The 21,854-nt window shown below is 40.2% G+C and carries 17 protein-coding genes and 1 tRNA gene; 14 read left to right on the forward strand and 4 right to left on the reverse strand.

From position 1 onward, the window contains the following. The first annotated feature begins 252 nt into the window (after nucleotides 1-252). The 5 genes from BKL51_RS01715 (at nucleotide 253) to rnd (ending at nucleotide 6,407) form a co-directional block, all read left to right on the forward strand. Nucleotides 253-2,163: an ATP-dependent DNA helicase gene (locus BKL51_RS01715; RefSeq protein ID WP_233127071.1), complete on the forward strand. Its 1,911-nt coding sequence runs from the start codon at nucleotides 253-255 to the stop codon at nucleotides 2,161-2,163. 12 nt (nucleotides 2,164-2,175) lie between these two features. Continuing rightward, a complete protein-coding gene (gene tsaB / locus BKL51_RS01720; protein ID WP_077465028.1) occupies nucleotides 2,176-2,886 on the forward strand; it encodes a tRNA (adenosine(37)-N6)-threonylcarbamoyltransferase complex dimerization subunit type 1 TsaB in 711 nt (236 codons plus the stop codon). A 25-nt stretch (nucleotides 2,887-2,911) separates the two neighbouring features. After that, complete coding sequence (locus BKL51_RS01725; protein ID WP_077465029.1) at nucleotides 2,912-3,454, forward strand: Slp family lipoprotein; 543 nt, start codon at nucleotides 2,912-2,914, stop codon at nucleotides 3,452-3,454. A gap of 43 nt (nucleotides 3,455-3,497) precedes the next feature. Next, nucleotides 3,498-5,186 carry a long-chain-fatty-acid--CoA ligase FadD gene (gene fadD / locus BKL51_RS01730; RefSeq protein ID WP_077465030.1) on the forward strand — a complete coding sequence of 563 codons (1,689 nt, stop codon included), beginning with the start codon at nucleotides 3,498-3,500 and terminating at the stop codon, nucleotides 5,184-5,186. Nucleotides 5,187-5,252: 66 nt separating this feature from the next. Further along, nucleotides 5,253-6,407 carry a ribonuclease D gene (gene rnd, locus BKL51_RS01735; protein WP_077465031.1) on the forward strand — a complete coding sequence of 385 codons (1,155 nt, stop codon included), beginning with the start codon at nucleotides 5,253-5,255 and terminating at the stop codon, nucleotides 6,405-6,407. Between the two features lie 59 nt (nucleotides 6,408-6,466). Here the strand turns inward: rnd and pta are convergent, their stop codons facing one another. Next, the gene (gene pta, locus BKL51_RS01740; protein ID WP_077465032.1) at nucleotides 6,467-8,605 is read right to left on the reverse strand and encodes a phosphate acetyltransferase; all 2,139 of its coding nucleotides are present in this window, start codon (nucleotides 8,603-8,605) and stop codon (nucleotides 6,467-6,469) included. Nucleotides 8,606-8,672: 67 nt separating this feature from the next. Continuing rightward, nucleotides 8,673-9,878: an acetate kinase gene (locus tag BKL51_RS01745; RefSeq protein WP_077465033.1), complete on the reverse strand. Its 1,206-nt coding sequence runs from the start codon at nucleotides 9,876-9,878 to the stop codon at nucleotides 8,673-8,675. 219 nt (nucleotides 9,879-10,097) lie between these two features. Here BKL51_RS01745 and yfbV point away from each other — a divergent pair, with 219 nt between their 5' ends. From yfbV to purF, 3 genes are all read left to right on the forward strand, one after another. Continuing rightward, nucleotides 10,098-10,541, forward strand: a complete 444-nt coding sequence (yfbV, locus tag BKL51_RS01750) for a terminus macrodomain insulation protein YfbV (RefSeq protein WP_077465034.1) — start codon at nucleotides 10,098-10,100, stop codon at nucleotides 10,539-10,541. Between the two features lie 97 nt (nucleotides 10,542-10,638). Further along, nucleotides 10,639-11,130 carry a CvpA family protein gene (locus tag BKL51_RS01755; protein ID WP_077465035.1) on the forward strand — a complete coding sequence of 164 codons (492 nt, stop codon included), beginning with the start codon at nucleotides 10,639-10,641 and terminating at the stop codon, nucleotides 11,128-11,130. Nucleotides 11,131-11,140: 10 nt separating this feature from the next. Next, a complete protein-coding gene (purF, locus tag BKL51_RS01760) occupies nucleotides 11,141-12,658 on the forward strand; it encodes an amidophosphoribosyltransferase (RefSeq protein WP_077465036.1) in 1,518 nt (505 codons plus the stop codon). Between the two features lie 50 nt (nucleotides 12,659-12,708). On the opposite strand, the gene BKL51_RS01765 is transcribed toward purF, so the two are convergent. Next, complete coding sequence (locus tag BKL51_RS01765) at nucleotides 12,709-13,740, reverse strand: branched-chain amino acid aminotransferase (RefSeq protein WP_077465037.1); 1,032 nt, start codon at nucleotides 13,738-13,740, stop codon at nucleotides 12,709-12,711. Nucleotides 13,741-14,215: 475 nt separating this feature from the next. Here BKL51_RS01765 and BKL51_RS01770 point away from each other — a divergent pair, with 475 nt between their 5' ends. Together BKL51_RS01770 and rlmM are read left to right on the forward strand one after the other, a co-directional pair. After that, nucleotides 14,216-15,109 (forward strand): transcriptional regulator GcvA, encoded by an 894-nt coding sequence (locus BKL51_RS01770; RefSeq protein ID WP_077465038.1) that lies wholly within the window; start codon nucleotides 14,216-14,218, stop codon nucleotides 15,107-15,109. Next, nucleotides 15,102-16,190 carry a 23S rRNA (cytidine(2498)-2'-O)-methyltransferase RlmM gene (rlmM, locus tag BKL51_RS01775; protein WP_077465039.1) on the forward strand — a complete coding sequence of 363 codons (1,089 nt, stop codon included), beginning with the start codon at nucleotides 15,102-15,104 and terminating at the stop codon, nucleotides 16,188-16,190. Before BKL51_RS01770 ends, rlmM begins: the two co-directional genes overlap by 8 nt. Nucleotides 16,191-16,269: 79 nt before the next feature. Here rlmM and BKL51_RS01780 read toward each other — a convergent pair. Further along, nucleotides 16,270-16,346 (reverse strand) — tRNA-Met (locus BKL51_RS01780). 194 nt (nucleotides 16,347-16,540) lie between these two features. On the opposite strand from BKL51_RS01780, the gene mltA reads away from it, so the two are divergent. The 4 genes from mltA (at nucleotide 16,541) to rlmKL (ending at nucleotide 21,834) form a co-directional block, all read left to right on the forward strand. Beyond that, nucleotides 16,541-17,662 (forward strand): murein transglycosylase A, encoded by a 1,122-nt coding sequence (gene mltA / locus BKL51_RS01785; protein WP_077465040.1) that lies wholly within the window; start codon nucleotides 16,541-16,543, stop codon nucleotides 17,660-17,662. Next, a complete protein-coding gene (gene tcdA / locus BKL51_RS01790) occupies nucleotides 17,662-18,426 on the forward strand; it encodes a tRNA cyclic N6-threonylcarbamoyladenosine(37) synthase TcdA (RefSeq protein ID WP_077465041.1) in 765 nt (254 codons plus the stop codon). Before mltA ends, tcdA begins: the two co-directional genes overlap by 1 nt. 177 nt (nucleotides 18,427-18,603) lie before the next feature. Further along, the gene (znuA, locus tag BKL51_RS01795) at nucleotides 18,604-19,572 is read left to right on the forward strand and encodes a zinc ABC transporter substrate-binding protein ZnuA (protein WP_077465042.1); all 969 of its coding nucleotides are present in this window, start codon (nucleotides 18,604-18,606) and stop codon (nucleotides 19,570-19,572) included. Nucleotides 19,573-19,695: 123 nt separating this feature from the next. Then, nucleotides 19,696-21,834, forward strand: coding sequence for a bifunctional 23S rRNA (guanine(2069)-N(7))-methyltransferase RlmK/23S rRNA (guanine(2445)-N(2))-methyltransferase RlmL (gene rlmKL / locus BKL51_RS01800; RefSeq protein WP_077465043.1), 2,139 nt, complete (start codon nucleotides 19,696-19,698; stop codon nucleotides 21,832-21,834). Nucleotides 21,835-21,854 lie beyond the last annotated feature (20 nt).

Genomic DNA, 21,854 nt, shown 5'->3' on the forward strand with positions numbered 1-21,854 from the left:
TTACGTTTAGCACGAGGATTTATTCTGGTAAAAGAAAAATGTAAAATCCGGTGGAAAATTAGGAAATTTTCCATTTATTTTTGATATAAAATACTAAACAATATCCCACCATTTCAAAGATTATTTTTCCTGCTATCAACTTTTTCAAGGTTTAATCAATTATAAGTTTATTTTTACTGCATTTTTATTCATTTATGAAATTTGTTACACTAGCGACTAATTTTAGCGGTAATGTGGTTAGATTCCTTTTTTATGAGTAAAGTTACAAAAGTTTTTGCTGAAAGCGGTGCATTAAGCCAACATATTAAAGGTTTTCACCCACGTGTTGAGCAGCTGGAAATGGCGCAAGCTATCGAAACCGTTCTTTCTGAAAAAAGCATATTAGTGGTAGAAGCCGGCACTGGCACCGGAAAAACTTTTGCTTATTTAGCTCCGGCATTACTTTCCGGTAAGAAAACTATTATTTCTACCGGCTCTAAAAATCTCCAAGATCAATTATTTAATCGTGATTTACCGGCAATAAAAAAAGCCTTAAGTTACACAGGAAAAACAGCTTTACTTAAAGGTCGATCTAATTATTTGTGTTTAGAACGTTTGGAAGGTTTAATTGCCCGGGGAGTGTTAGGAGATAAATCGGTACTGGAAGATTTATTTAAAGTTCGTCAGTGGAGCACTTCAAGCAAAACAGGGGATTTGGCCGAGTGTACCGATCTTGCAGAAGATAGCCCGATTTTATCCCAATTAACCAGTACGGCAGAAAATTGTCTTGGCTCTGATTGCCCGAATTATTCGGATTGTTACGTTGCACTGGCACGAAAAAGAGCCCTCAATGCAGATATTGTAGTAATCAATCATCATTTGTTTTTTGCAGATATGGCAGTAAAAGAAAGTGGTTTTGGTGAGCTCATCCCACAAGTAGAAAATATTATTTTTGATGAAGCTCATCAATTACCTGATATTGCCAGTCAATATTTTGGGCAATCTGTGAGTTCTCGACAATTTTTTGAACTTTGTAAAGATATTAACATTGTTTACCATACGGAATTAAAAGATCTGAAACAGCTAAGCAGTGCGGCGGATACTTTACAAAAAACAGTACAAGATTTTCGTTTATTATTAGGAGAAGGAAATCTACGTGGTAATTGGCGTGAAATATTGAGGCAAAGTGCGGTCAAAAAATCATTTAAAATTCTCATTGAGAAATTATCTTTTTTGTCCGAAGTCATTAAATTAGCTTTAGGACGTTCACAAACACTAGATAATATTTTTGAGCGGGTTGAGAATTTAAAAGACTATTTACAGCGTTTACTTGAAACGGATCGCATTGGTTATTGTTATTGGTATGAAACTTTTGCTCGCCAATTTGCTTTGCATATCACTCCTTTAACGGTTTCGGATAAATTTGGTGAACAGCTGAAAACGAAGCAAGCAGCTTGGATTTTTACATCCGCTACTTTAGAAGTCGGTGGGACATTTGACCATTTTTGTCATCGTTTAGGAATTGAAAGTGCACGCCAGCTTATTTTACAAAGTCCGTTTAATTATGCTGAACAAGCATTATTGTGTGTGCCACGCTATTTGCCAAATACAAACCAAGTCAATACACAAGCCGAGTTGGGTAAAATGTTGTTACCGGTTATTGAAGCCAATCAAGGGCGGTGTTTTGTTCTTTGTACTTCCTATGAAATGATGCGTAATTTAGCAGGATATTTTCGTTCAAATAGCCGATTATCAATACTGCTACAAGGTGAAATGCCAAAAACGACCTTATTGGAACAATTTACAGCTAATCAAAATACAGTGTTAGTTGCAACATCAAGCTTTTGGGAGGGGATTGATGTGCGTGGTGATGCACTTTCTTTGGTTATTATTGATAAGCTTCCCTTTATGTCACCTGATGAACCCTTACTTAAAGCGCGTATTGAGGATTGCCGTTTACAAAGTGGAAATCCGTTTAATGATATTCAAATTCCTGAAGCCGTAATTACATTAAAGCAAGGTGTAGGGCGTTTAGTTCGTGATATTACGGATCGTGGTGTCGTGATTATTTGTGATAATCGCCTTGTGATGCGTCAGTATGGTGAAACGTTTTTAAAAAGTTTGCCAAATTTAAGCCGTACCCGGGATCTCAACAAAGTGATACAATTCCTACAAAATAAATAATTGAGAAAAATAATGACAAATTTAACTTTATTAGCATTAGATACTTCTACTGAAGCATGCTCTGTCGCATTGCTAAACAAGGGGGAAAAAACATATCTAAGTGAATTGGCTCAACGTAGTCATACAAAACGTATTTTACCGATGATAGATGAAATTTTGGCAAATTCCGGAATTCGCTTGGCTCAAGTTGATGCCCTTGCCTTTGGTCGCGGCCCCGGGAGTTTTACCGGAGTTAGGGTAGGCGCAGGAATTGCACAAGGATTGGCTTTTGGGGCAAATCTACCGGTTATTCCTATTTCAAATTTAACAGCAATGGCTCAGGCAGCTTTCGAATTACATCAAATGGAAAATGTTGCAGCAGCTATTGATGCGAGAATGAGTGAAGTTTATTTTTCTCAACTTAAACGAGAAAAAGTGCGGTCAGATTTCGGCGAATTTTTTCAGTGGCACGAAGTGATTGCAGAACAGGTTTGTTCGCCTGATCAGGTTATGGCTCAATTTACCGATGAGACGGCTTTTCGGGTAGGAACAGGTTGGAATGCTTATCCGCAGTTTTCTGAAAAAAATTTTATCGGTACGGATATTGAATTGCCCAATGCTTTCTACATGCTGGAATTAGCTCGTGTGAATTGGTTGCAAAAAGAAGTAATTTCAGCATTAGAGATTGAACCTATTTATTTACGTAATGAGGTTACCTGGAAAAAATTGCCGGGACGCAAGTAATTTTCTTAAATGGTAGGAGGCGCTTATGAGAGTAAAAGTAACACTATTTTTAATTGCATTTTCTTTCTTATTAACAGGTTGCATTACATCACCTCAAGGCTTAGAGAAAAATAGATTTTCTATTACGGATTATCGTGTTATCTCTCCGCAAGATCTGAATTGTCGCTGTAAAACCGTGCGTTTAGGCGGGAAAATTATTCAATCGGAAATTTTACCGAATAAAACGAAAATTGAAGTATTAAGCTTACCGATTTCTAATTATTCGGGTAAACCTATCTTAGAGTCACAATCCCAAGGACGTTTTATTGCTTATTTTGACGGTTTTGTTGATCCGGAGAATCTGAAAGATGGCTATATTACTCTGGGTGGCGTTTTATCTGGAAAAGAAGAGGGCAAAATTGAGCTGGCTAATTACTCTTATCCGGTTGTTCAAATTGAAAATTATCGCCTTTGGACATTGACTAGACACTATTATTACCCGCCGGATAATTGGAATGATTGGTTTTTTGGGGATTGGCGCTATCGTCCATGGCATAACGAGCCGGAAATTCGCTATTATTTAAATTAAGTGATAGAATCTGCCGTCGATTTTCCAACTATAAGGTCAATAAATGGAAAAAATTTGGTTTCAAAATTATCCAGAAGGTGCTGAAAAATATCTGGATACTTCAAAATATGAATCAATTTTAGATATATTTAATAAAGCGATTCGTGAACATCCTGATCGACCGGCATATATTAATATGGGGCAGGTTCTTACTTTTCGTAAATTAGAAGAGCGTAGTCGGGCTTTTGCAGCTTATTTGCAAAATGAATTTAAATTAAAACGCGGTGATCGTGTAGCATTAATGATGCCGAATTTGTTGCAATATCCTATCGCACTCTTCGGTATTTTACGGGCCGGTTTAATCGCCGTGAATGTCAACCCGCTTTATACTCCGCGTGAACTTGAACATCAATTACAAGATAGCGGTGCGGTGGCAATAGTTGTTGTTTCAAATTTTGCTTCTACACTTGAGAAAGTCGTTTTTAATACTGATATAAAACACGTCATTTTAACCCGAATGGGCGATCAACTTTCCTTTGGTAAGCGTACATTGGTTAATTTTGTAGTGAAATACATCAAAAAATTAGTACCAAAGTATAAATTACCTGATGCCGTTACCTTCCGTGAGGTATTAAGTATTGGTAAACACCGTCAATATATTCAACCTGAAGTGTCACGCAATGATCTTGCGTTCCTGCAATATACAGGCGGAACAACAGGTGTAGCTAAAGGAGCGATGCTTTCCCATGGAAATATTATTACCAATGTTTTCCAGGCAAAATGGATCGCAGAGCCTTTCATCGGTGATCATGCTCATGCCCGTTCGGCTATTCTTGCATTACCGCTTTATCATGTTTTTGCTTTAACCGTGAACTGTTTACTTTTCCTTGAACTCGGTGTCACGGCTATTTTGATTACAAATCCGCGTGATATTGATGGTTTTGTTAAAGAGTTAAAAAAATATCGTTTTGAAGCTATTACAGGAGTGAATACGCTATTTAATGCGCTATTAAATAATGAAAATTTCAAAGAAGTTGATTTTTCGGCATTAAAACTTTCTGTTGGTGGTGGTATGGCTATTCAGCAATCTGTCGCTACTCGTTGGCACGATTTAACCGGTTGTAACATTATTGAAGGCTATGGTATGACGGAATGCTCCCCCCTTATTGCTGCGTGTCCGGTAAATGTAGTGAAGCATAACGGGACTATCGGTGTACCTGTGCCAAATACGGATATAAAAATTATCAAAGATGATGGCACAGAAGCGAATATCGGCGAAGCAGGAGAATTGTGGGTAAAAGGTGAGCAAGTGATGCAAGGTTACTGGCAGCGTTCTGAAGCAACGAATGAAGTATTGAAAGATGGCTGGATGGCAACCGGCGATATTGTAGTTATGGATGAAAGCTACAGTTTGCGTATTGTGGATCGCAAAAAAGATATGATCTTGGTTTCCGGTTTTAATGTTTATCCGAATGAAATTGAAGATGTTGTAATGCTTAATTATAAAGTTGCGGAGGCTGTGGCGATTGGCGTACCGAACGAGATTTCAGGCGAAACCATTAAAATTTTTGTAGTGAAAAAAGATGAAAGTCTTACGCGTAATGAACTTCGTCAGCATTGCCGTCAGCATTTGACAGGCTATAAAGTACCGAAAGAAATTGAGTTTCGAGATGAATTACCTAAAACAAATGTTGGAAAAATATTACGCCGTATATTACGAGATGAAGAAATTACTAACCGACTAACGCATTAAGTTTTATAATCTAACCATGGGATAGCAATATCCCATTTTTGTTTTTTTAATCTAAGAGATAATGTCATGATAAAAGAATGCCAAGAGCCATTGCATTTTTCATTGATCACAACAAATCAGGCTCTGAGTGAAATTTGTCAATTAGCACGCCAAAAAAGAGCGGTTGCTTTAGACACTGAATTTGTGAGGGTATCGACTTATTTTCCGAAACTTGGCCTGATTCAACTTTATGACGGGGAAAAAGTTTCTCTGATTGACCCTTTAAGTATCAGCGATTTTTCGCCTTTTGTGGAATTATTGGCTAACCCGGATGTGCTTAAAGTGCTTCATTCTTGTAGCGAGGATTTGGTTGTTTTCTTGCAGGAGTTTGATCAATTACCCCAACCAATGATTGATACGCAAATAATGGCACGTTTCCTTGGATTAGGAAATTCAGTGGGGTTGGCAAAACTAGCGCTAAATTATTTAAACATCAAAGTGGATAAAGGCGCGACTAGAACAAATTGGATTAAACGCCCTTTATCGGAAACCCAACTGCATTATGCGGCAGGCGATGTGTGGTATTTGTTACCGATTTACTATTGTTTACAAAAAGAACTCTCGGCAACACCTTGGCAAAATGCTGTGCAAGCAGACTGTGAACTTGCGTTATCAAAAATCAATAAAATGCAAACACGTGATGCGGAAAGCGCTTATTTAGATATTCCAAATTCGTGGAAACTTAATCCATTGGAACTTGCCCGACTAAAAATTTTAGCGCAATGGCGACAAGAGGTGGCAATAGAACGCGATTTGGCGCTTTCTTATGTGGTTAAGTCAGAAAATTTATGGAAAGTAGCAAAATATAATCCGCGTAATACCTCGGAAATGCTGGAAATGGGGCTTTCCAATAATGAAGTAAGAGTACGGGGTAAGCGGATTTTACAGCTCTTGGCAAAGGCGCGTCGGGTATCACCTTATGATTATCCGAAGCGGATCGTGCGCATTGCCGATGATCCCCGTTATAAAAAGACAATTCGTCTCTTACAAGAAAAAGCGTATGAGCTAACGCCTCAAGGACTAACATTAGAAATTTTAGCCAGTAAACGAAGTTTAGAAGAGTTAATCAAATGGGTTTGGCGATACAATGAATCACCGGATAAATTGCCGGATTTATTGGTTGGTTGGCGTAGAGAAATAGGATTACAACTTTTAGCTTTGTTGAAATCAATAGAAATTTGAAAATATGAAAAAAATGACCGCACTTCCGTAAGTGCGGTCATTTTTATATAAGTTTTGGATTAACTCTGGGTAGCTTGGATTGCAGTTAATGCAATGGTGTAAACAATATCGTCCACCAACGCACCACGCGATAAATCATTCACCGGTTTACGCATACCTTGCAACATTGGGCCGATAGAGACTAAATCTGCAGAACGTTGTACCGCTTTGTAAGTCGTATTACCGGTGTTTAAATCAGGGAATACGAATACGGTCGCTTTACCCGCAACAGGTGAATTCGGTGCTTTAGAGCGAGCCACATCTTCCATCACCGCCGCATCGTATTGTAATGGGCCGTCGATCAGTAAGTCAGGGCGTTTTTCCTTAGCAATTCTTGTTGCTTCTTTCACTTTTTCCACATCTGCACCGCTACCTGATGTGCCGGTAGAGTAGGAGATCATCGCCACTTTCGGATCAATACCAAAGGCTTTTGCCGAATCGGCGGATTGAATTGCAATTTCGGCCAGTTGTTCAGCAGTTGGATCAGGATTGACCGCACAGTCGCCGTAAACTAAAACTTGATCCGGTAGCAACATAAAGAAAATGGAAGACACGATTGAGCTGCCCGGTGCGGTTTTGATAATTTGCATTGGCGGTCTGATCGTGTTTGCAGTGGTGTGAACTGCGCCGGAAACTAAACCGTCTACTTCGTTTGCTTCCAACATCATTGTTCCCAGAACAACGGTATCTTCTAACTGTTCACGTGCGGAGGCTTCAGTCATTCCTTTTGCTTTGCGTAACTCGACAAGACGATCTACATACTTTTCACGAACGTCGGCAGGATTGATGATCGTAATACCTTGACCCAATACCACGTCTTGCGCTTCGGCAACACGTTTAACATCATCAGGGTTGGCTAATAATACACATTCTGCAATACCGCGCTCAGCACAAAGTGCGGCAGCTTTAATTGTGCGAGGCTCGTCACCTTCAGGAAGAACGATGCGTTTTTTTGCTGCTCGAGCAAGTTCGGTTAATTGGTAACGGAATGCCGGCGGTGAAAGACGACGTAAACGTGTTGAAGCGGCAACTAAATTGTCTATAAAGATATTGTCGAATTGTTCGCTGGTATAACGTTTGATATTTTCAATGCGTTCTTTATCATCACTCGGTACTTCAAGATTAAAGCTCTGTAAAACGAGTGCGGTTTGCCAAGTGTTACCTTCAATACGGAAAATCGGTAATTTAGTGCTTTCAAAAGCGTGTTGACATAATTTTTTGATTTGTGCATCAATTTTATAGCCGCCGGTTAATAAAATACCACCGATTTCGACACCGTTCATTGCTGCAAGGGCGGCTGCGACTAAAACATCGGGGCGATCCGCCGAAACCACTAATAAACTACCGGTACGGAAATGCTCTATCATATTTGGCAAGCTTCTAGCGCAGAAAGTGATGCCGCGAATACGGCGGTTGATATCGCCTTCGTTAATAATGGCTGCGCCAAGATGTTTAATAATATCTAATGCACGAGTTGCAATTAATTCCGCTGACCAAGGCACGCAAGCCAATAATTTAATCGGGCTGTTTGTGAACAGTTTATTGATTTCCGCCTCGCTGTTATGGCTATGTTGGAAAGAATCAAAAATTTCGGTTAAATCAGGGCGGGTACGACCGGATTCATCGACAGGTGCATTGAATTTATTGACCACAACACCAAGAATATTCGGGTTGTTTTTTCCGCCGAATAATGATGCCGCCGCCTCAACGCGTTCTTTAAGTTGCTCCGGTGTTTCCGTTACCGGTGCGGCAACTAAAATAATTTCAGCATCAAGTGCTTGAGCAATTTCATAGTTAATGCTATTGGCATAACCGTGTTTACGGGTTGGAATTAAGCCTTCAACAATGACAATTTCATTGTTTTTGGTTAGTTGTTGATGATTGGCGACAATTTTTTCCAGTAATACATCGGATTGATTTTTTCCGATTAAGGATTCGGCAACACTTAGCATAAACGGTTCGGCAGTGTCGAGGTTAGTACTGGTACGAACGATTGAAGTGGTGCGATCTAATTTATCTTCGCCTGAACTCGGTTGAGAAATCGGTTTCATAAAGCCGACTTTTGCGCCTTTTTGTTCTAAAGATTGAATCAGACCGAGACTAATACTGGTAAGTCCAACTCCAGCGCTGACCGGAATTAAAATAATAGTACGAGACATAATAACCCTTATTTATCTTTGATTTAAAATGAAAACTGCCGAGTTTTTCGGCAGTTTGTCGAGGTGATTAGAAACTGAGTTTTGCAGTATCTTGTGCAATCACTAATTCTTCGTTAGTAGGAAGAACGATAGCTTTAAATTTAGAGTCATCGGCGGTAATGACACCTTCGTTACCAAAACGGGCAGCAAGGTTGCGTTCTTCATCAATTTTAATGCCGAATAACTTTAAGTGATTTAATGTTAATTTGCGTACTTGGGCTGAGTTTTCACCAATACCACCGGTAAATGCAATCGCATCTAAGTAGTCATCACCCAATATAGCCATATAAGCACCGATATATTTTGCTAATCGATAGCTATAAACATCTAATGCACGTTTGGCTTCCGGATGGGATGGATTTTCGTAGTTATCTTCTGAATAACGGCAGTCGCTAGTTACTCCGGTTAAACCTAAAAGACCTGATTTTTTCACCAGAGTCTCTTCGATTTGATCCATAGACATGCCTAAGTTCTTGTAAAGATAGAAGATAATTGCAGGGTCAATATCACCGCAACGGGTTCCCATTACTAAACCTTCTAATGGTGTTAACCCCATAGACGTGTCGATACATTGACCATGACGAACAACAGACACGGATCCTCCGTTACCTAAGTGGCAAATAATGGTATTAACTTGTTCAACAGGTTTGCCCACATATTTTGCCACTTCACGAGAAATAAAGAAATGGCTGGTACCGTGCGCACCATAGCGACGAACGCCGTTATCTTCATATAAAGAATACGGTAATGCGTATAAATACGCTTCTTCCGGCATCGTTTGATGGAAGGCCGTATCAAATACCGCAACGTTTTTATCTTTTAAGTGTGGGAATGCTTTAAATGCTTCACGAATACCGATTAAGTGTGCTGGGTTATGAAGCGGGGCGAATTGTGCCGCATCTTCAATATTTTTAATTACATCATCATTGATTAAAACAGACTTGGTATATTTTTCACCACCGTGTACGATGCGGTGACCAATCGCGACGATAGCGTTTTTAAGCTCGTCCGTCATAATGTTTGAAGCGATAAAATCAAGTGCCTCTGTGTGTGCTGCGCCAGCACCTAAATCAGTATTACCCTTTTCGCCGTTAAGTTTCCATTTAATACGAGATTCAGGAAGGAAAAAAGCTTCAGCCAAACCGGATAATTTTTCTTCTCCTGTAGCAGGATCAAGAATTGCAAATTTTAACGAAGAGCTACCACAGTTAAGGATAAGAACAAGTTTTGACATAGGAACCTTATATTTGATTAAAGTTAATAAAAATCCAATCAGAGAGATTGGACTGCAAAGTCGTGCATAGGATACACCTTTTATGCAATAAAATAAATTAATCAAGAAAGAAAAATCTAACTTCGGTCAAAGAAAAATGTAATTTGCATTAATTTGATAAGATAGAAATTCCAGATGAACTGGAGTATTATAAGTGCGGTTATTTTTGAGGGTGTTTTTATGTCATTTTTTTCCGTTTTTAAGCAAGGACAGATTTATCTTAACACTTGGCCGAAAGAGGCTAAATTAGGGATCATTTTCCCTGAACACCGTGTCATAAAAAGCACGCGTTTTGCCCAAAATACGATGCCGTTAATTGCAGTATTCGCTATTGTTTGGCAACAGCTTTATGCTAAACACGATGTTATGGCTTTTTCTGCAGCGATTTTAACCGCACTTTTTGCCCTATTTATCCCCCTACAAGGGCTGTATTGGTTAGGTAAACGTGCAATATCGCCTTTGGAAGCGCAAAGTGCAACATGGTTTTACGATATTTGTGAGCGTTTGAGAAATATCCACGAATCCGTTCCGCCCTTACAAGGTAAACCCACCTATCAACATTTAGCCGAGGTTTTAAGAAAAGCGGAGCAGCGGTTGAATCGTACTTTTTGGGAAGAAATTTAGTGAAATTTATATGACGCAAACGTTTTCCTTTTTACTTTATTTTTTGTAGAATACGCAGGCTGCTTTATGCAGCTCTTTTTTATTGAGAGATTTTTTAATGATCGATTACATTATTATTGGCATTATCGCTTTTTCTATTCTTGTCAGTTTACTACGTGGTTTTGTACGCGAAGTGTTATCGCTTGCCAGCTGGGTAGTTGCATTTATAGTGGCAAGCCAGTTTTATCCTTACCTCGCAACTTATTTAACTCAAATCGAATCCGTTTATGTACGGAACGGTACTGCAATTGGGATTTTGTTTGTTCTAACGTTAATTGTTGGCGGGATCATCAATTTTGTAATTGCACAGTTAGTTGATAAAACCGGATTAAGCGGTACTGATCGTGTATTAGGGGCAGCCTTTGGTTTATTACGCGGTGCACTAATTGTTGCGGCGATCTTATTTTTCTTGGATACCTTCACAAACTTTGAACAAACCGATTGGTGGAAAGAATCAAAACTTATTCCGCATTTTGGCTTCATTATTGAATGGTTTTTCCAACAACTTCAAGCGAGTTCCAGTTTCTTAAATTCAACACTTAATCAATAAGGATCATGAAATGTGTGGTATTGTCGGTATTGTTAGCCAAAGTCCTGTTAATGAATCTATTTATGCTGCGTTAACGCTGTTACAGCACAGAGGGCAAGATGCGGCGGGGATTGTTACTGTTGACGATGAAAATCGTTTCCGCCTGCGTAAAGCGAATGGATTAGTCAGCGATGTTTTTAGACATGAGCATATGTTGCGTTTACAAGGTCATGCCGGGATGGGACATGTACGTTATCCTACCGCCGGCAGCTCTAGCGTGTCGGAAGCCCAACCGTTTTATGTGAATTCACCCTATGGGGTAACTTTGGTACATAATGGCAATTTAACCAATTCGACCGAGTTAAAACAAAAAGTGTTTAAAACTGCGCGCCGCCATGTAAATACCAATTCTGATTCCGAACTGCTTCTAAATATTTTTGCTAATCACCTTGACAATATTCCGCAAGATCATCTTGATCCGCAGGATATTTTCTATGCGGTAGGGAAAACCCACAAAGATGTACGTGGTGCTTATGCTTGTTTGGCGATGATTATCGGGCATGGTATGGTAGTGTTTCGTGATCCTTTTGGTATCCGCCCTTTAGTGATGGGACAGCGTGAAGAGAATGGTAAAACGGAATATATGTTTGCTTCGGAAACCGTTGCGTTGGATGTGGCAGGGTATGATTTTGTTCGTGATGTGGCGCCGGGTGAAGCGATTTATGTGACCTTTGAGGGCAGACTTTACGCACAACAATGTGCTGAAAGTGCGGTCTTAAATCCGTGTATTTTTGAGTATGTTTATTTTGCCCGCCCTGATTCCATTATGGATGGCGTATCGGTATATGCGGCTCGTGTTCATATGGGGGAGCTTTTAGGACAAAAAATAGCCCATGAATGGAAAGATGAATTAGATAATATTGACGTGGTTATTCCCGTGCCGGAAACATCAACGGATATCGCATTACAAATTTCTAACGTGCTGAATAAACCTTACCGCCAAGGTTTTGTGAAAAACCGTTATGTCGGGCGTACCTTCATTATGCCGGGGCAAGCACAGCGTATTAGTTCCGTTCGTCGTAAACTCAATACGATTAAATCGGAATTTAAAGATAAAAACGTCTTATTAGTGGATGATTCCATCGTACGTGGTACAACATCAGAGCAAATTGTAGAAATAGCGCGCGCAGCCGGAGCGAAAAGAATCTATTTTGCCTCCGCTGCACCGGAAATTCGTTACCCAAATGTGTATGGTATTGATATGCCAACGAAAAATGAGCTGATTGCTTATGGTCGTAGTGTGGATGAAATTGCGAAATTGATTGGTGTGGATAAATTAATTTTCCAAGATCTTAGCGCATTAACGGAATCTATTCAGCAAGAAAACCCAACTATTCAAGGGTTTGATTGTTCGGTTTTTACCGGCGAATATATCACGGGTGATATTACCGATGAATATTTGGATGGAATTGCCTCGCAACGTAATGATACGGCAAAGAAGAAACGGGAAAAAGATGCGACAAATTTAGAAATTCATAATGAGCGATAAAAAAGTGCGGTTAATTTTAACCGCACTTTTTGTTGGGATATATCCCTTAATTATTCAACTTTCACAATCCAGCCTTCCGGAGCTTCAATATCACCAAATTGAATTCCGGTGAGTTCTTCGTAAAGTCTGCGTGTAACCGGCCCGACTTCCGTTTCGGAATAAAACACGTGGAATTTATCTTTATGCTGAATGCCGCCTACCGGAGAAATGACCGCTGCCGTACCGCAAGCGCCGGCTTCGGCAAATTGATCAAGCTGATCAATATAGACATCCCCCTCAATCGCCTCCATGCCTAAACGTTCTTTAGCAATATAAAGTAGGGAATATTTAGTAATACTCGGTAAAATGGATTCTGATATCGGAGTAATAAATTTATTATCTTTGGTGATACCAAAGAAGTTTGCTGCACCGACTTCTTCAATCTTAGTATGGGTTTTCGGATCAAGATAAATAGCATCCGCAAATTTTCGTTCTTGCGAACCTTGCGCAACAGCTAACTTATGGGGGAGCAAGCTTGGCGCATAATTACCGCCCACTTTTACACCGCCTGTTCCCATGGGGGCGGCTCGGTCGTATTCAGTGGTGATGAAATTAGAGGGGGTTAGCCCGCCTTTAAAATATGCCCCTACCGGACAGCAAAATACGGAGAAAATAAACTCCGGTGCGGCCTTTACACCGATATTTTCACCAACACCGATGAGGAATGGACGTAAATATAAGGTTGCGCCCGAACCGTAAGGACCAACCCATTCTTCATTCGCCTTGACGACTTCTTTACAAGCATGAACAAATAATTCGGTGGGAACTTGTGGCATTAATAGACGATCCGCCGTGCGTTGCATACGTTTCGCATTTTCTTGCGGGCGAAATAAGTTGATGGAACCGTCTTTACAACGATAGGCTTTTAAGCCTTCAAAACACTGTTGACCGTAGTGAAGTGCGGTCGAACCTTCATGAATATGTAAAGTATTATCTGTAGTGAGCTTTCCTTCATCCCATTTACCATTCTTCCAATGGGCGATAAAGCGATAGTCGGTTTTAATATAATTGAAACCAAGGTTATCCCAGTCTAAATTTTTCATTTTGCTTCCTTCAATATGATGTTGTTAATGAACTGTTATTTAATCTACATCATTATTTTGAGCATTTGAACCTTAAAACCTAAATTTTTTTGTGATTTCTCAAAATTTACTCAGTTATTTTAAACCTAATCAAGTAAAACAAGAAAAGAAAAGAGAACTGTGCTAGAATCCCGACACGAAAAAAAACGCCACTTAAAACGGGTGGCGTTTAACCAAAAGGTTCAAATTATAGGAAGTAAACGAGTAACTTATTGTTACCCAAGTTCAGTTGCCTGAACTATATGCAAACACAACATCATACTTAAGTCCGAAACTCATTAACTCGTAAAGAATTACCAACGGTTAAGTATGGGGGATATTGTAAGAATTGAAAACTAGAAGAACAAATGACGTTTTTTTATTTGAGGGATTAGAAAAATTAATCTGAACCAAATCCGCCTAAGTATAGACGAAAAAATTATATTTTGGAATAACTATGTATAAACGTTTGCCACCCTTGAATTCATTGAAGTCTTTTGAATCCGCATCACGACATTTAAGTTTTACAAAAGCGGCCGATGAGCTTTTTGTTACGCAGGCGGCTGTTAGTCATCAAATCAAACTGTTAGAAGATTTTTTAGGCGTCGAGTTATTTAAACGTAAAAATAGAGCCTTAGAATTAACGGAGTTCGGCAAAGCCTATTTTATCGATATTAATAAAATTTTACGTAAACTGAATGAAGCGACAGAGCGATTATTAGCATTAAAAGATGATCCTCATTTAAGCATTAGTGTCCCTCAAACCTTTGGTCTTCAATGGCTTGTACCGCATTTAAGCGAATTTAACCGGATTCATCCCGAAATTGAAGTTCGTTTAAAAGGAGTGGATCAAGATGAGGGCTTATTAAATAAAGAAATCGATCTTGCTATTTATTATGGAAAGGGAAATTGGCAGAATTTACAGGTTGATCGTTTAGGTAAGGGAAACTTGCTGATTTTAGCCTCACCAGAATTGCTTGCCAAAAAACCGGTTCGTGACAAACGGGATTTAAAACAACATACGCTGCTTCATACGCACACGCGCGATAACTGGCGAATTATGGCGGATTATTTAAAACTTGAAGATTTGAATATTCAACAAGGGCCTTTATTTAGCCATACGTTTATGGCGTTACAGGCAGCAAGCCACGGACAAGGTATTGCGTTGGCTAATCGTTTGATCGCTTTACAGGAAATGGAACAGGGTGCGCTTCAGGTCGTATTACCGACAAATGTACCTGATCCTAAATCTTTTTATGTCGTGAATCATCTCGATCGTCTTGATGACGAACAAATTCAGGCTTTTCGTCAATGGATTATTAATGCAATAAAAAAAGAAGAATATGAATAAACTCGCATTATATTGCCGTCCCGGTTTTGAAAAAGAAATGGCAGCGGAAATAACCGATCAAGCCGCAGCTGTAGGCATATTTGGCTTTGCCCGTGTGCAAGAATATTCAGGATATGTGATTTTTGAGTGTTACCAACCGGATGATGCCGATCGTCTGGCACGTGAAATTCCATTTAATGGGCTTATTTTTGCCCGTCAAATGTTAGTCGTGTCCGATTTATTGGAGAATCTCTATCCAACTGATCGCATTAGTCCGATTATGAAGGTATTTGAGAAGATTTCGGCACAAGTAGATATTCGGCGATCTGCAGAACTTTTTGTAGAAACCGCCGATACAAATGAATCAAAAGAACTTTCCACTTTCTGCCGTAAATTTACTGTGCCGCTACGTCAGGCATTAAAAAAACAAGGTTGGTTAGCGGATAAACCGAATCCAAAGAGCGGTCGTTTTTTGCATTGTTTTTTTGTTAAGCCGAATTGCTGTTGTGTGGGCTATTCCTACACCGATAACCATTCTGAGCATTTTATGGGGATTCCTCGTTTGAAATTTCCGTTTGATGCGCCAAGTCGCTCTACCTTGAAATTAGAAGAAGCAATTTTGACATTTATTCCCTGTAAGGAAGAAAAAAAACGTTTAAATGGCAACATGATAGGGGTGGATTTGGGGGCTTGCCCGGGAGGATGGACATATCAGTTGGTCAAACGGGGTTTATTTGTTTATGCGGTGGACCATGGGAAAATGGCGGAGAGCCTGCACGAGACTGGTCGAATTGAGCATTGTGCGGAAGACGGTTTTAAATTTCAGCCGCCAAAACGTAAAAAAATCGATTGGTTGGTGTGCGATATGGTGGAACAGCCGAGCCGAATCACAAATTTGGTTGGCAAATGGTTGCTGAACGGCTGGTGCCGTGAAACTATTTTTAATTTAAAATTACCGATGAAGAAACGCTATCAAGAGGTGGTGCAATGCCTCGGTAACCTCGCCGATATGTTGAATCAAAAAGGTTTAACATTCAAGATTCAGGCAAAGCATTTATATCATGATAGGGAAGAAATCACCGTACACATTGTGATTAAATAAAAAATAAAGGCATTTTCCCAACTTAGGAAATGCCTTTTTTATAACAAAAAAGCACCGATAAAATCGATGCTTTGAAATCTGGTTGCGGGGGCCGGATTTGAACCGACGGCCTTCGGGTTATGAGCCCGACGAGCTACCAAGCTGCTCCACCCCGCGTCTGATGGGGCGTACTATACGCCTTTCAAGATATTTTGCAAGTCTTAAACAAAAGTTTATGTTGTGTTTGTTAATAAAATAATCAAAATGAATATAAATTAAACGCTATTGAGGAAATAGTGCTAGTGGTTTTAGGCAATTTTTGATAGCGTATGCAACCTTAATAAAAATTCGTTTTTGTTTAGGAATAAGGTATGAAATTTTGCTCAAATCTCGGTATAAAAGTTTTCTCTATTTTAGCTGTTACTTCAATTTTGGCGGCTTGCGGTTCACCAAGCAAAACCTCGTCAAAAAATACTTCTCCGGTGTTGACGCCGACTGGCGATGATCCTCAAAAATTTGGCGCAAAATATAGTGGTCGCCACTATCAACAAAGTATTTTATCGCCTGTCGCTCGTGTAGAAAACCAAAGTGCGGTCGTTAATCAGGGCGATTTTTTAACACAGCTTTCTAATGTCAAAGCCTATTCCGCTAGATTGTCCGATCGTTTTTATGGTAATTACCAAAAAATTACGAACTGGGTGCTTGCCGGTGCGGATGTCAGAGAATTATCGCAATATGGCATTTCCTCACAGATAATGAAAGGCTTTGACGGCTATCAAAACGTATTGATGACGGGCTATTATTCCCCTGTTATTCATGCCCGTCGCTCTCCGCAAGGAAAATTTCAACACCCAATTTATGCTATGCCGACCTACAAACGTTTATCTCGTGAACAAATTTATGCCGGCGCATTGGAAGGACAAGGTTTAGAATTGGCTTATAGCGATTCTATGATTGATAACTTTTTACTCGGTGTACAGGGAAGCGGTTACGTCGATTTTGGTAATGGCAACTTAACTTACTTCGCTTATGCCGGACAGAATGGTTTTAAATATCAAGCGGTGGGACGCTTGCTGGTGGAAGACGGTGAAATTCCGAAAGAGAAAATGTCGATTCAAGCTATTCGTGATTGGGGAAACGCGAATCCGTCACGTGTACAGGGCTTACTTGAGCGTAATCCGTCCTATGTATTCTTCAAAAATGATCCGAGCGGCAAAGTAAAAGGTTCGGCAGGCGTACCGCTTGTACCAATGGCCGCAGTCGCCTCGGATCGTAATGTGATCCCGTCAGGTTCGGTTTTACTGGTGGAAGTACCGGATATTGACAATAGCGGCAATTGGAAAGGCACACATAAATTACACCTTATGGTCGCTTTGGATGTCGGTGGTGCGGTAAACGGTCATCATTTTGATTTATATCGTGGCATTGGCGATCAGGCAGGGCATATTGCCGGTCTTTCAAAACACTACGGACGTGTTTGGATATTACAATAATGGCGCGTATAGATAATTACGAACAACGTTTTGGCGGGATTGGACGGCTTTATAGCCCGGAGGGATTGGCACGTCTCAGTCACTCTCATATTTGTGTTATTGGAATTGGCGGAGTCGGTTCATGGGTGGTGGAAGCGTTAGCCCGTTCCGGAATCGGTCAGCTTACCCTGATTGATATGGACGATATTTGTGTTACCAATATCAATCGCCAACTTCCGGCGTTAAGCGGTAATATCGGTAAACTTAAAACGGAAGTAATGGCGGAACGGGTAAAACTGATTAATCCCGAATGTCTCGTCAATATTATTGATGACTTTATCTCGCCCGATAATCAGGCCGATTATCTCAATCGTGGTTATGATTATGTGATTGATGCCATTGATAATGTTAAAACTAAGGCGGCGATGATTGCCTATTGTAAACGCAATAAAATTAAAATTATCACCGTGGGTGGTGCAGGGGGACAAACGGATCCCACACAAATTCAAATTGCCGATTTAAGCAAAACCATTCAAGACCCCCTATTGGCAAAAGTGCGCTCGGTTCTACGTAAGGATTTTAACTTTAGCCAAAATCCACAACGCAAATTTGGCGTGGATGCGGTATTTTCCACACAACCGCTTATTTTTCCTCAAATGGGCGAGGGGTGCAGCGTATCCGCAACGATGAATTGTGCAAACGGTTTTGGTGCGGCGACCATGATTACCGCCACATTTGGCTTTTTTGCGGTTTCACGGGTGATTGATAAATTGCTGAAAAAATAAAAAACTCAATACCTCATTGAAGGCAACAAAAGTTGCCTTTCGCTTTTATGTAATGTTCAATTTTTATTTCAAGCAAAAATCTCATCAAATTTTTATGTAAAACCATTGCAATTTGTTTTAAAAAGTGTAGCCTTTTACGCCTATTTGAGAATCATTATTAACAATTGAGGAGACAAAATGAAAACTACATTAAAAATGAGTGTAATTTCAACCGCACTTTTCGCCCAGCCAATAATGGCAAATGCGGATGTATTGGCTTCGGTCAAACCTCTCGGGTTTATTGCATCGTCTATTGCGAACGGCGTAACTAATACGCAGATTCTTGTCCCTACAGGGGCATCGCCGCATGATTACAGTTTAAAATTGTCGGATATTCAAAAAGTGAAATCAGCCGATTTAGTGTTATGGGTAGGTGAGGACATCGATTCGTTTTTAGAAAAACCAGTGAGTCAAATTGACCGTAAAAAGGTCATTACCATTGCCGATCTCGCTGAGATTGAACCTTTGTTAAGCCAAGCACATCACGAATATTTCCATGAGGATGGCGATCACGATCACAAACATGAGCATAAACACGAACATAAAAGTGGACACGGACACAATCATGAGCATGGAAATCACGAAGGATTAACGACCAACTGGCACATTTGGTATTCACCGGCAATTAGCCAAATTGTGGCGCAAAAAGTGGCGGATAAACTGACCGTGCAATTTCCGGATAAAAAAGAGCTGATTGCAAAAAACCTTGCCGATTTTAACCGCACTTTGGCGGAACAAAGCGATAAAATCAAGGCACAGCTTGCTCCTTTTAAAGAAAAAGGTTTCTTTGTTTTCCACGATGCTTATGGTTATTTCAATGATGCTTACGGCTTAAAACAAAGCGGTTATTTCACTATTAATCCATTAGTTGCACCGGGTGCGAAAACCCTTGCGCATATCAAACAAGAGATCGCAGAACATCGCGTTAATTGTTTGTTCGCCGAACCGCAATTTACCCCAAAAGTGATTGAATCTTTAGCAAAAAGCACAGCGGTGAACGTAGGACGTTTGGATCCGATTGGTGATGGCGTACGATTAGGAGCGAATTCCTATGCCGATTTTCTGCAAGCAACGGCGGATAGTTATACACAATGTTTGAGTAAATAAATTACGTTAATTTAAAGAAAGTGGTGGGGAATCCCGCCATTTTTTGTGAAAGGAAAGATGTGATTTGAATTCAATACTTCAAGTTATGCTATAATTCGCCAAATTTTTTTATAGAGATCCTGAATGAAACACCTATTCGCCACAACTTCTCGCGGCTTTGAAGAACTGTTAAAAGTTGAACTAACCGAGCTTGGCGCGCTTGATGTAAAAGTCGTACAAGGCGGCGTGCATTTCTATGCCGATGATGAAACGCTTTACCGAACGTTGCTTTGGTCGCGTTTGGCATCACGCATTTTATTGCCCTTGATCGAAACCAAAATTTATAGCGATTTAGATTTATATGCGGCTGTTTCCGGCTTTAATTGGTTGGATTATTTTGATGAGCGCATCACTTTTTTTGTAGATTTCAACGGTACCAATCAAGAAATTCGTCATACTCAGTTTGGCGCAATGCGGGTGAAAGACGGTATTGTGGATTATTTCGAACGCAAGGGAAAAATACGTCCGAATGTAGATAAAGCCCAACCGGATGTACGTATCCATGCCTATTTAAACCGAGAAGAATTGATCATTTCTTTGGACTTGAGCGGAGAAGCCCTGCATTTGCGCGGTTACCGTGAAGAAACGGGACAAGCCCCCTTACGTGAAACTTTGGCGGCAGCTATTGTATTGCGTTCCGGTTGGAAACCAGGCACACCGTTGGTGGATCCTATGTGTGGTTCGGGCACCTTGCTTATTGAAGCCGCACAAATGGAAGCCAATATTGCGCCTCAATTATATCGTTTACATTGGGGTTTTGATTTTTGGAAAGGACACAACCAACAGGCATGGGAAAAAGTGAAGAATGAAGCCATTATTTCGGCACAAGAAAAACAAGCTGAAATTCAACCGCACTTTTATGGTTTTGATCTCGATCACCGTGTCTTAAAAAAAGCCCGACGCAATGCGCAAAATGCCGGTGTCACCCACTTGATAAAATGGCAGCAAGGTGATGTGGCCGCGCTCACCAATCCAACTTCAAACGAGCCGGGAACGGTGATTTGTAACCCGCCTTATGGGGAACGTTTAGGTACCACGCCTGCATTGATTGCTCTTTACTCTGTGTTCGGGCAACGTTTGAAAAAAGAATTTGGCGGTTGGAATGCCTCAATTTTTAGCAGTGAATCCACCTTGCTGGATTGTTTAAGAATGCGTGCAAACCGCCAATTCAAAGCGAAAAACGGGCCGTTAGATTGCGTGCAAAAAAATTATCAAATTTCACTACATAAGGCGGATGACAGTTCGCTCGAAACTTCCCTTGAAGTTAACCGCTCTTCTCCCACTGTGGTGGTAGATTTTGCCAATCGGCTACAAAAAAATATTAAGAAAATTGAAAAATGGGCGAAACAACAAGGCTTGGATGCGTACCGCCTCTATGATGCGGATTTGCCGGAATATAATTTGGCAGTGGATCGTTATGCCGATCATATTGTGGTGCAGGAATATGCCGCACCTAAAAATATTGATGAAAATAAAGCACGCCAACGTTTATTGGATGCGGTAACGGCAACCTTGCAAGTAACAGGTGTGGAAACCAATAAACTGATTTTAAAAGTTCGCCAAAAACAAAAAGGTACGAACCAATATGAGAAATTGGCCAACAAAGGCGAGTATTTTTATGTGAATGAATACGGCGCACAGCTTTGGGTGAATTTAACGGATTATTTGGATACCGGTTTATTTTTGGATCATCGCCTCACCCGAAAAATGGTTGGAGAGTTAGCGAAAGGTAAGGATTTTTTGAATTTGTTTGCTTACACGGGCTCCGCTACCATTCACGCAGCATTGGGGGGAGCCAAATCGACTACAACAGTGGATATGTCAAACACCTATCTTAATTGGGCGGAACAAAATCTTATTTTGAATGATCTTGAAGGTAAGCAACATAAATTGATTCAAGCGGATTGTTTGCAATGGTTGGAAAAATGTGATCGTCAGTTTGATTTGATTTTTGTGGATCCACCCACCTTTTCCAATTCAAAACGAATGGAGGTAAGTTGGGATGTTCAGCGTGATCACGTTAAATTAATGGCAAATTTAAAACGTATTTTACGCCAAGGTGGCACAATCGTCTTTTCCAACAATAAACGGGGATTCAAAATGGATTTTGCCGAGTTGGAAGAATTAGGGCTAAGCGCGCTAGAAATTTCGCACAAAACCTTACCGCCGGATTTTGAACGGAATAAACAAATTCATAATTGTTGGCTTATTACATTTAAATAAAAAGAAAAGGGATTTCGAGT

Source organism: Rodentibacter sp. Ppn85 (genome assembly GCF_001999335.1).
Classification (GTDB): domain Bacteria; phylum Pseudomonadota; class Gammaproteobacteria; order Enterobacterales; family Pasteurellaceae; genus Rodentibacter.

Bases quoted from the DNA above. Each gene is read 5' to 3' on its own strand.
- BKL51_RS01715 (WP_233127071.1), top strand. From the start codon at position 253: ATGAGTAAAGTTACAAAAGTTTTTGCTGAAAGCGGTGCATTAAGCCAA.
- tsaB (WP_077465028.1), top strand. From the start codon at position 2,176: ATGACAAATTTAACTTTATTAGCATTAGATACTTCTACTGAAGCATGC.
- BKL51_RS01725 (WP_077465029.1), top strand. From the start codon at position 2,912: ATGAGAGTAAAAGTAACACTATTTTTAATTGCATTTTCTTTCTTATTA.
- fadD (WP_077465030.1), top strand. From the start codon at position 3,498: ATGGAAAAAATTTGGTTTCAAAATTATCCAGAAGGTGCTGAAAAATAT.
- rnd (WP_077465031.1), top strand. From the start codon at position 5,253: ATGATAAAAGAATGCCAAGAGCCATTGCATTTTTCATTGATCACAACA.
- pta (WP_077465032.1), bottom strand. From the start codon at position 8,605: ATGTCTCGTACTATTATTTTAATTCCGGTCAGCGCTGGAGTTGGACTT.
- BKL51_RS01745 (WP_077465033.1), bottom strand. From the start codon at position 9,878: ATGTCAAAACTTGTTCTTATCCTTAACTGTGGTAGCTCTTCGTTAAAA.
- yfbV (WP_077465034.1), top strand. From the start codon at position 10,098: ATGTCATTTTTTTCCGTTTTTAAGCAAGGACAGATTTATCTTAACACT.
- BKL51_RS01755 (WP_077465035.1), top strand. From the start codon at position 10,639: ATGATCGATTACATTATTATTGGCATTATCGCTTTTTCTATTCTTGTC.
- purF (WP_077465036.1), top strand. From the start codon at position 11,141: ATGTGTGGTATTGTCGGTATTGTTAGCCAAAGTCCTGTTAATGAATCT.
- BKL51_RS01765 (WP_077465037.1), bottom strand. From the start codon at position 13,740: ATGAAAAATTTAGACTGGGATAACCTTGGTTTCAATTATATTAAAACC.
- BKL51_RS01770 (WP_077465038.1), top strand. From the start codon at position 14,216: ATGTATAAACGTTTGCCACCCTTGAATTCATTGAAGTCTTTTGAATCC.
- rlmM (WP_077465039.1), top strand. From the start codon at position 15,102: ATGAATAAACTCGCATTATATTGCCGTCCCGGTTTTGAAAAAGAAATG.
- mltA (WP_077465040.1), top strand. From the start codon at position 16,541: ATGAAATTTTGCTCAAATCTCGGTATAAAAGTTTTCTCTATTTTAGCT.
- tcdA (WP_077465041.1), top strand. From the start codon at position 17,662: ATGGCGCGTATAGATAATTACGAACAACGTTTTGGCGGGATTGGACGG.
- znuA (WP_077465042.1), top strand. From the start codon at position 18,604: ATGAAAACTACATTAAAAATGAGTGTAATTTCAACCGCACTTTTCGCC.
- rlmKL (WP_077465043.1), top strand. From the start codon at position 19,696: ATGAAACACCTATTCGCCACAACTTCTCGCGGCTTTGAAGAACTGTTA.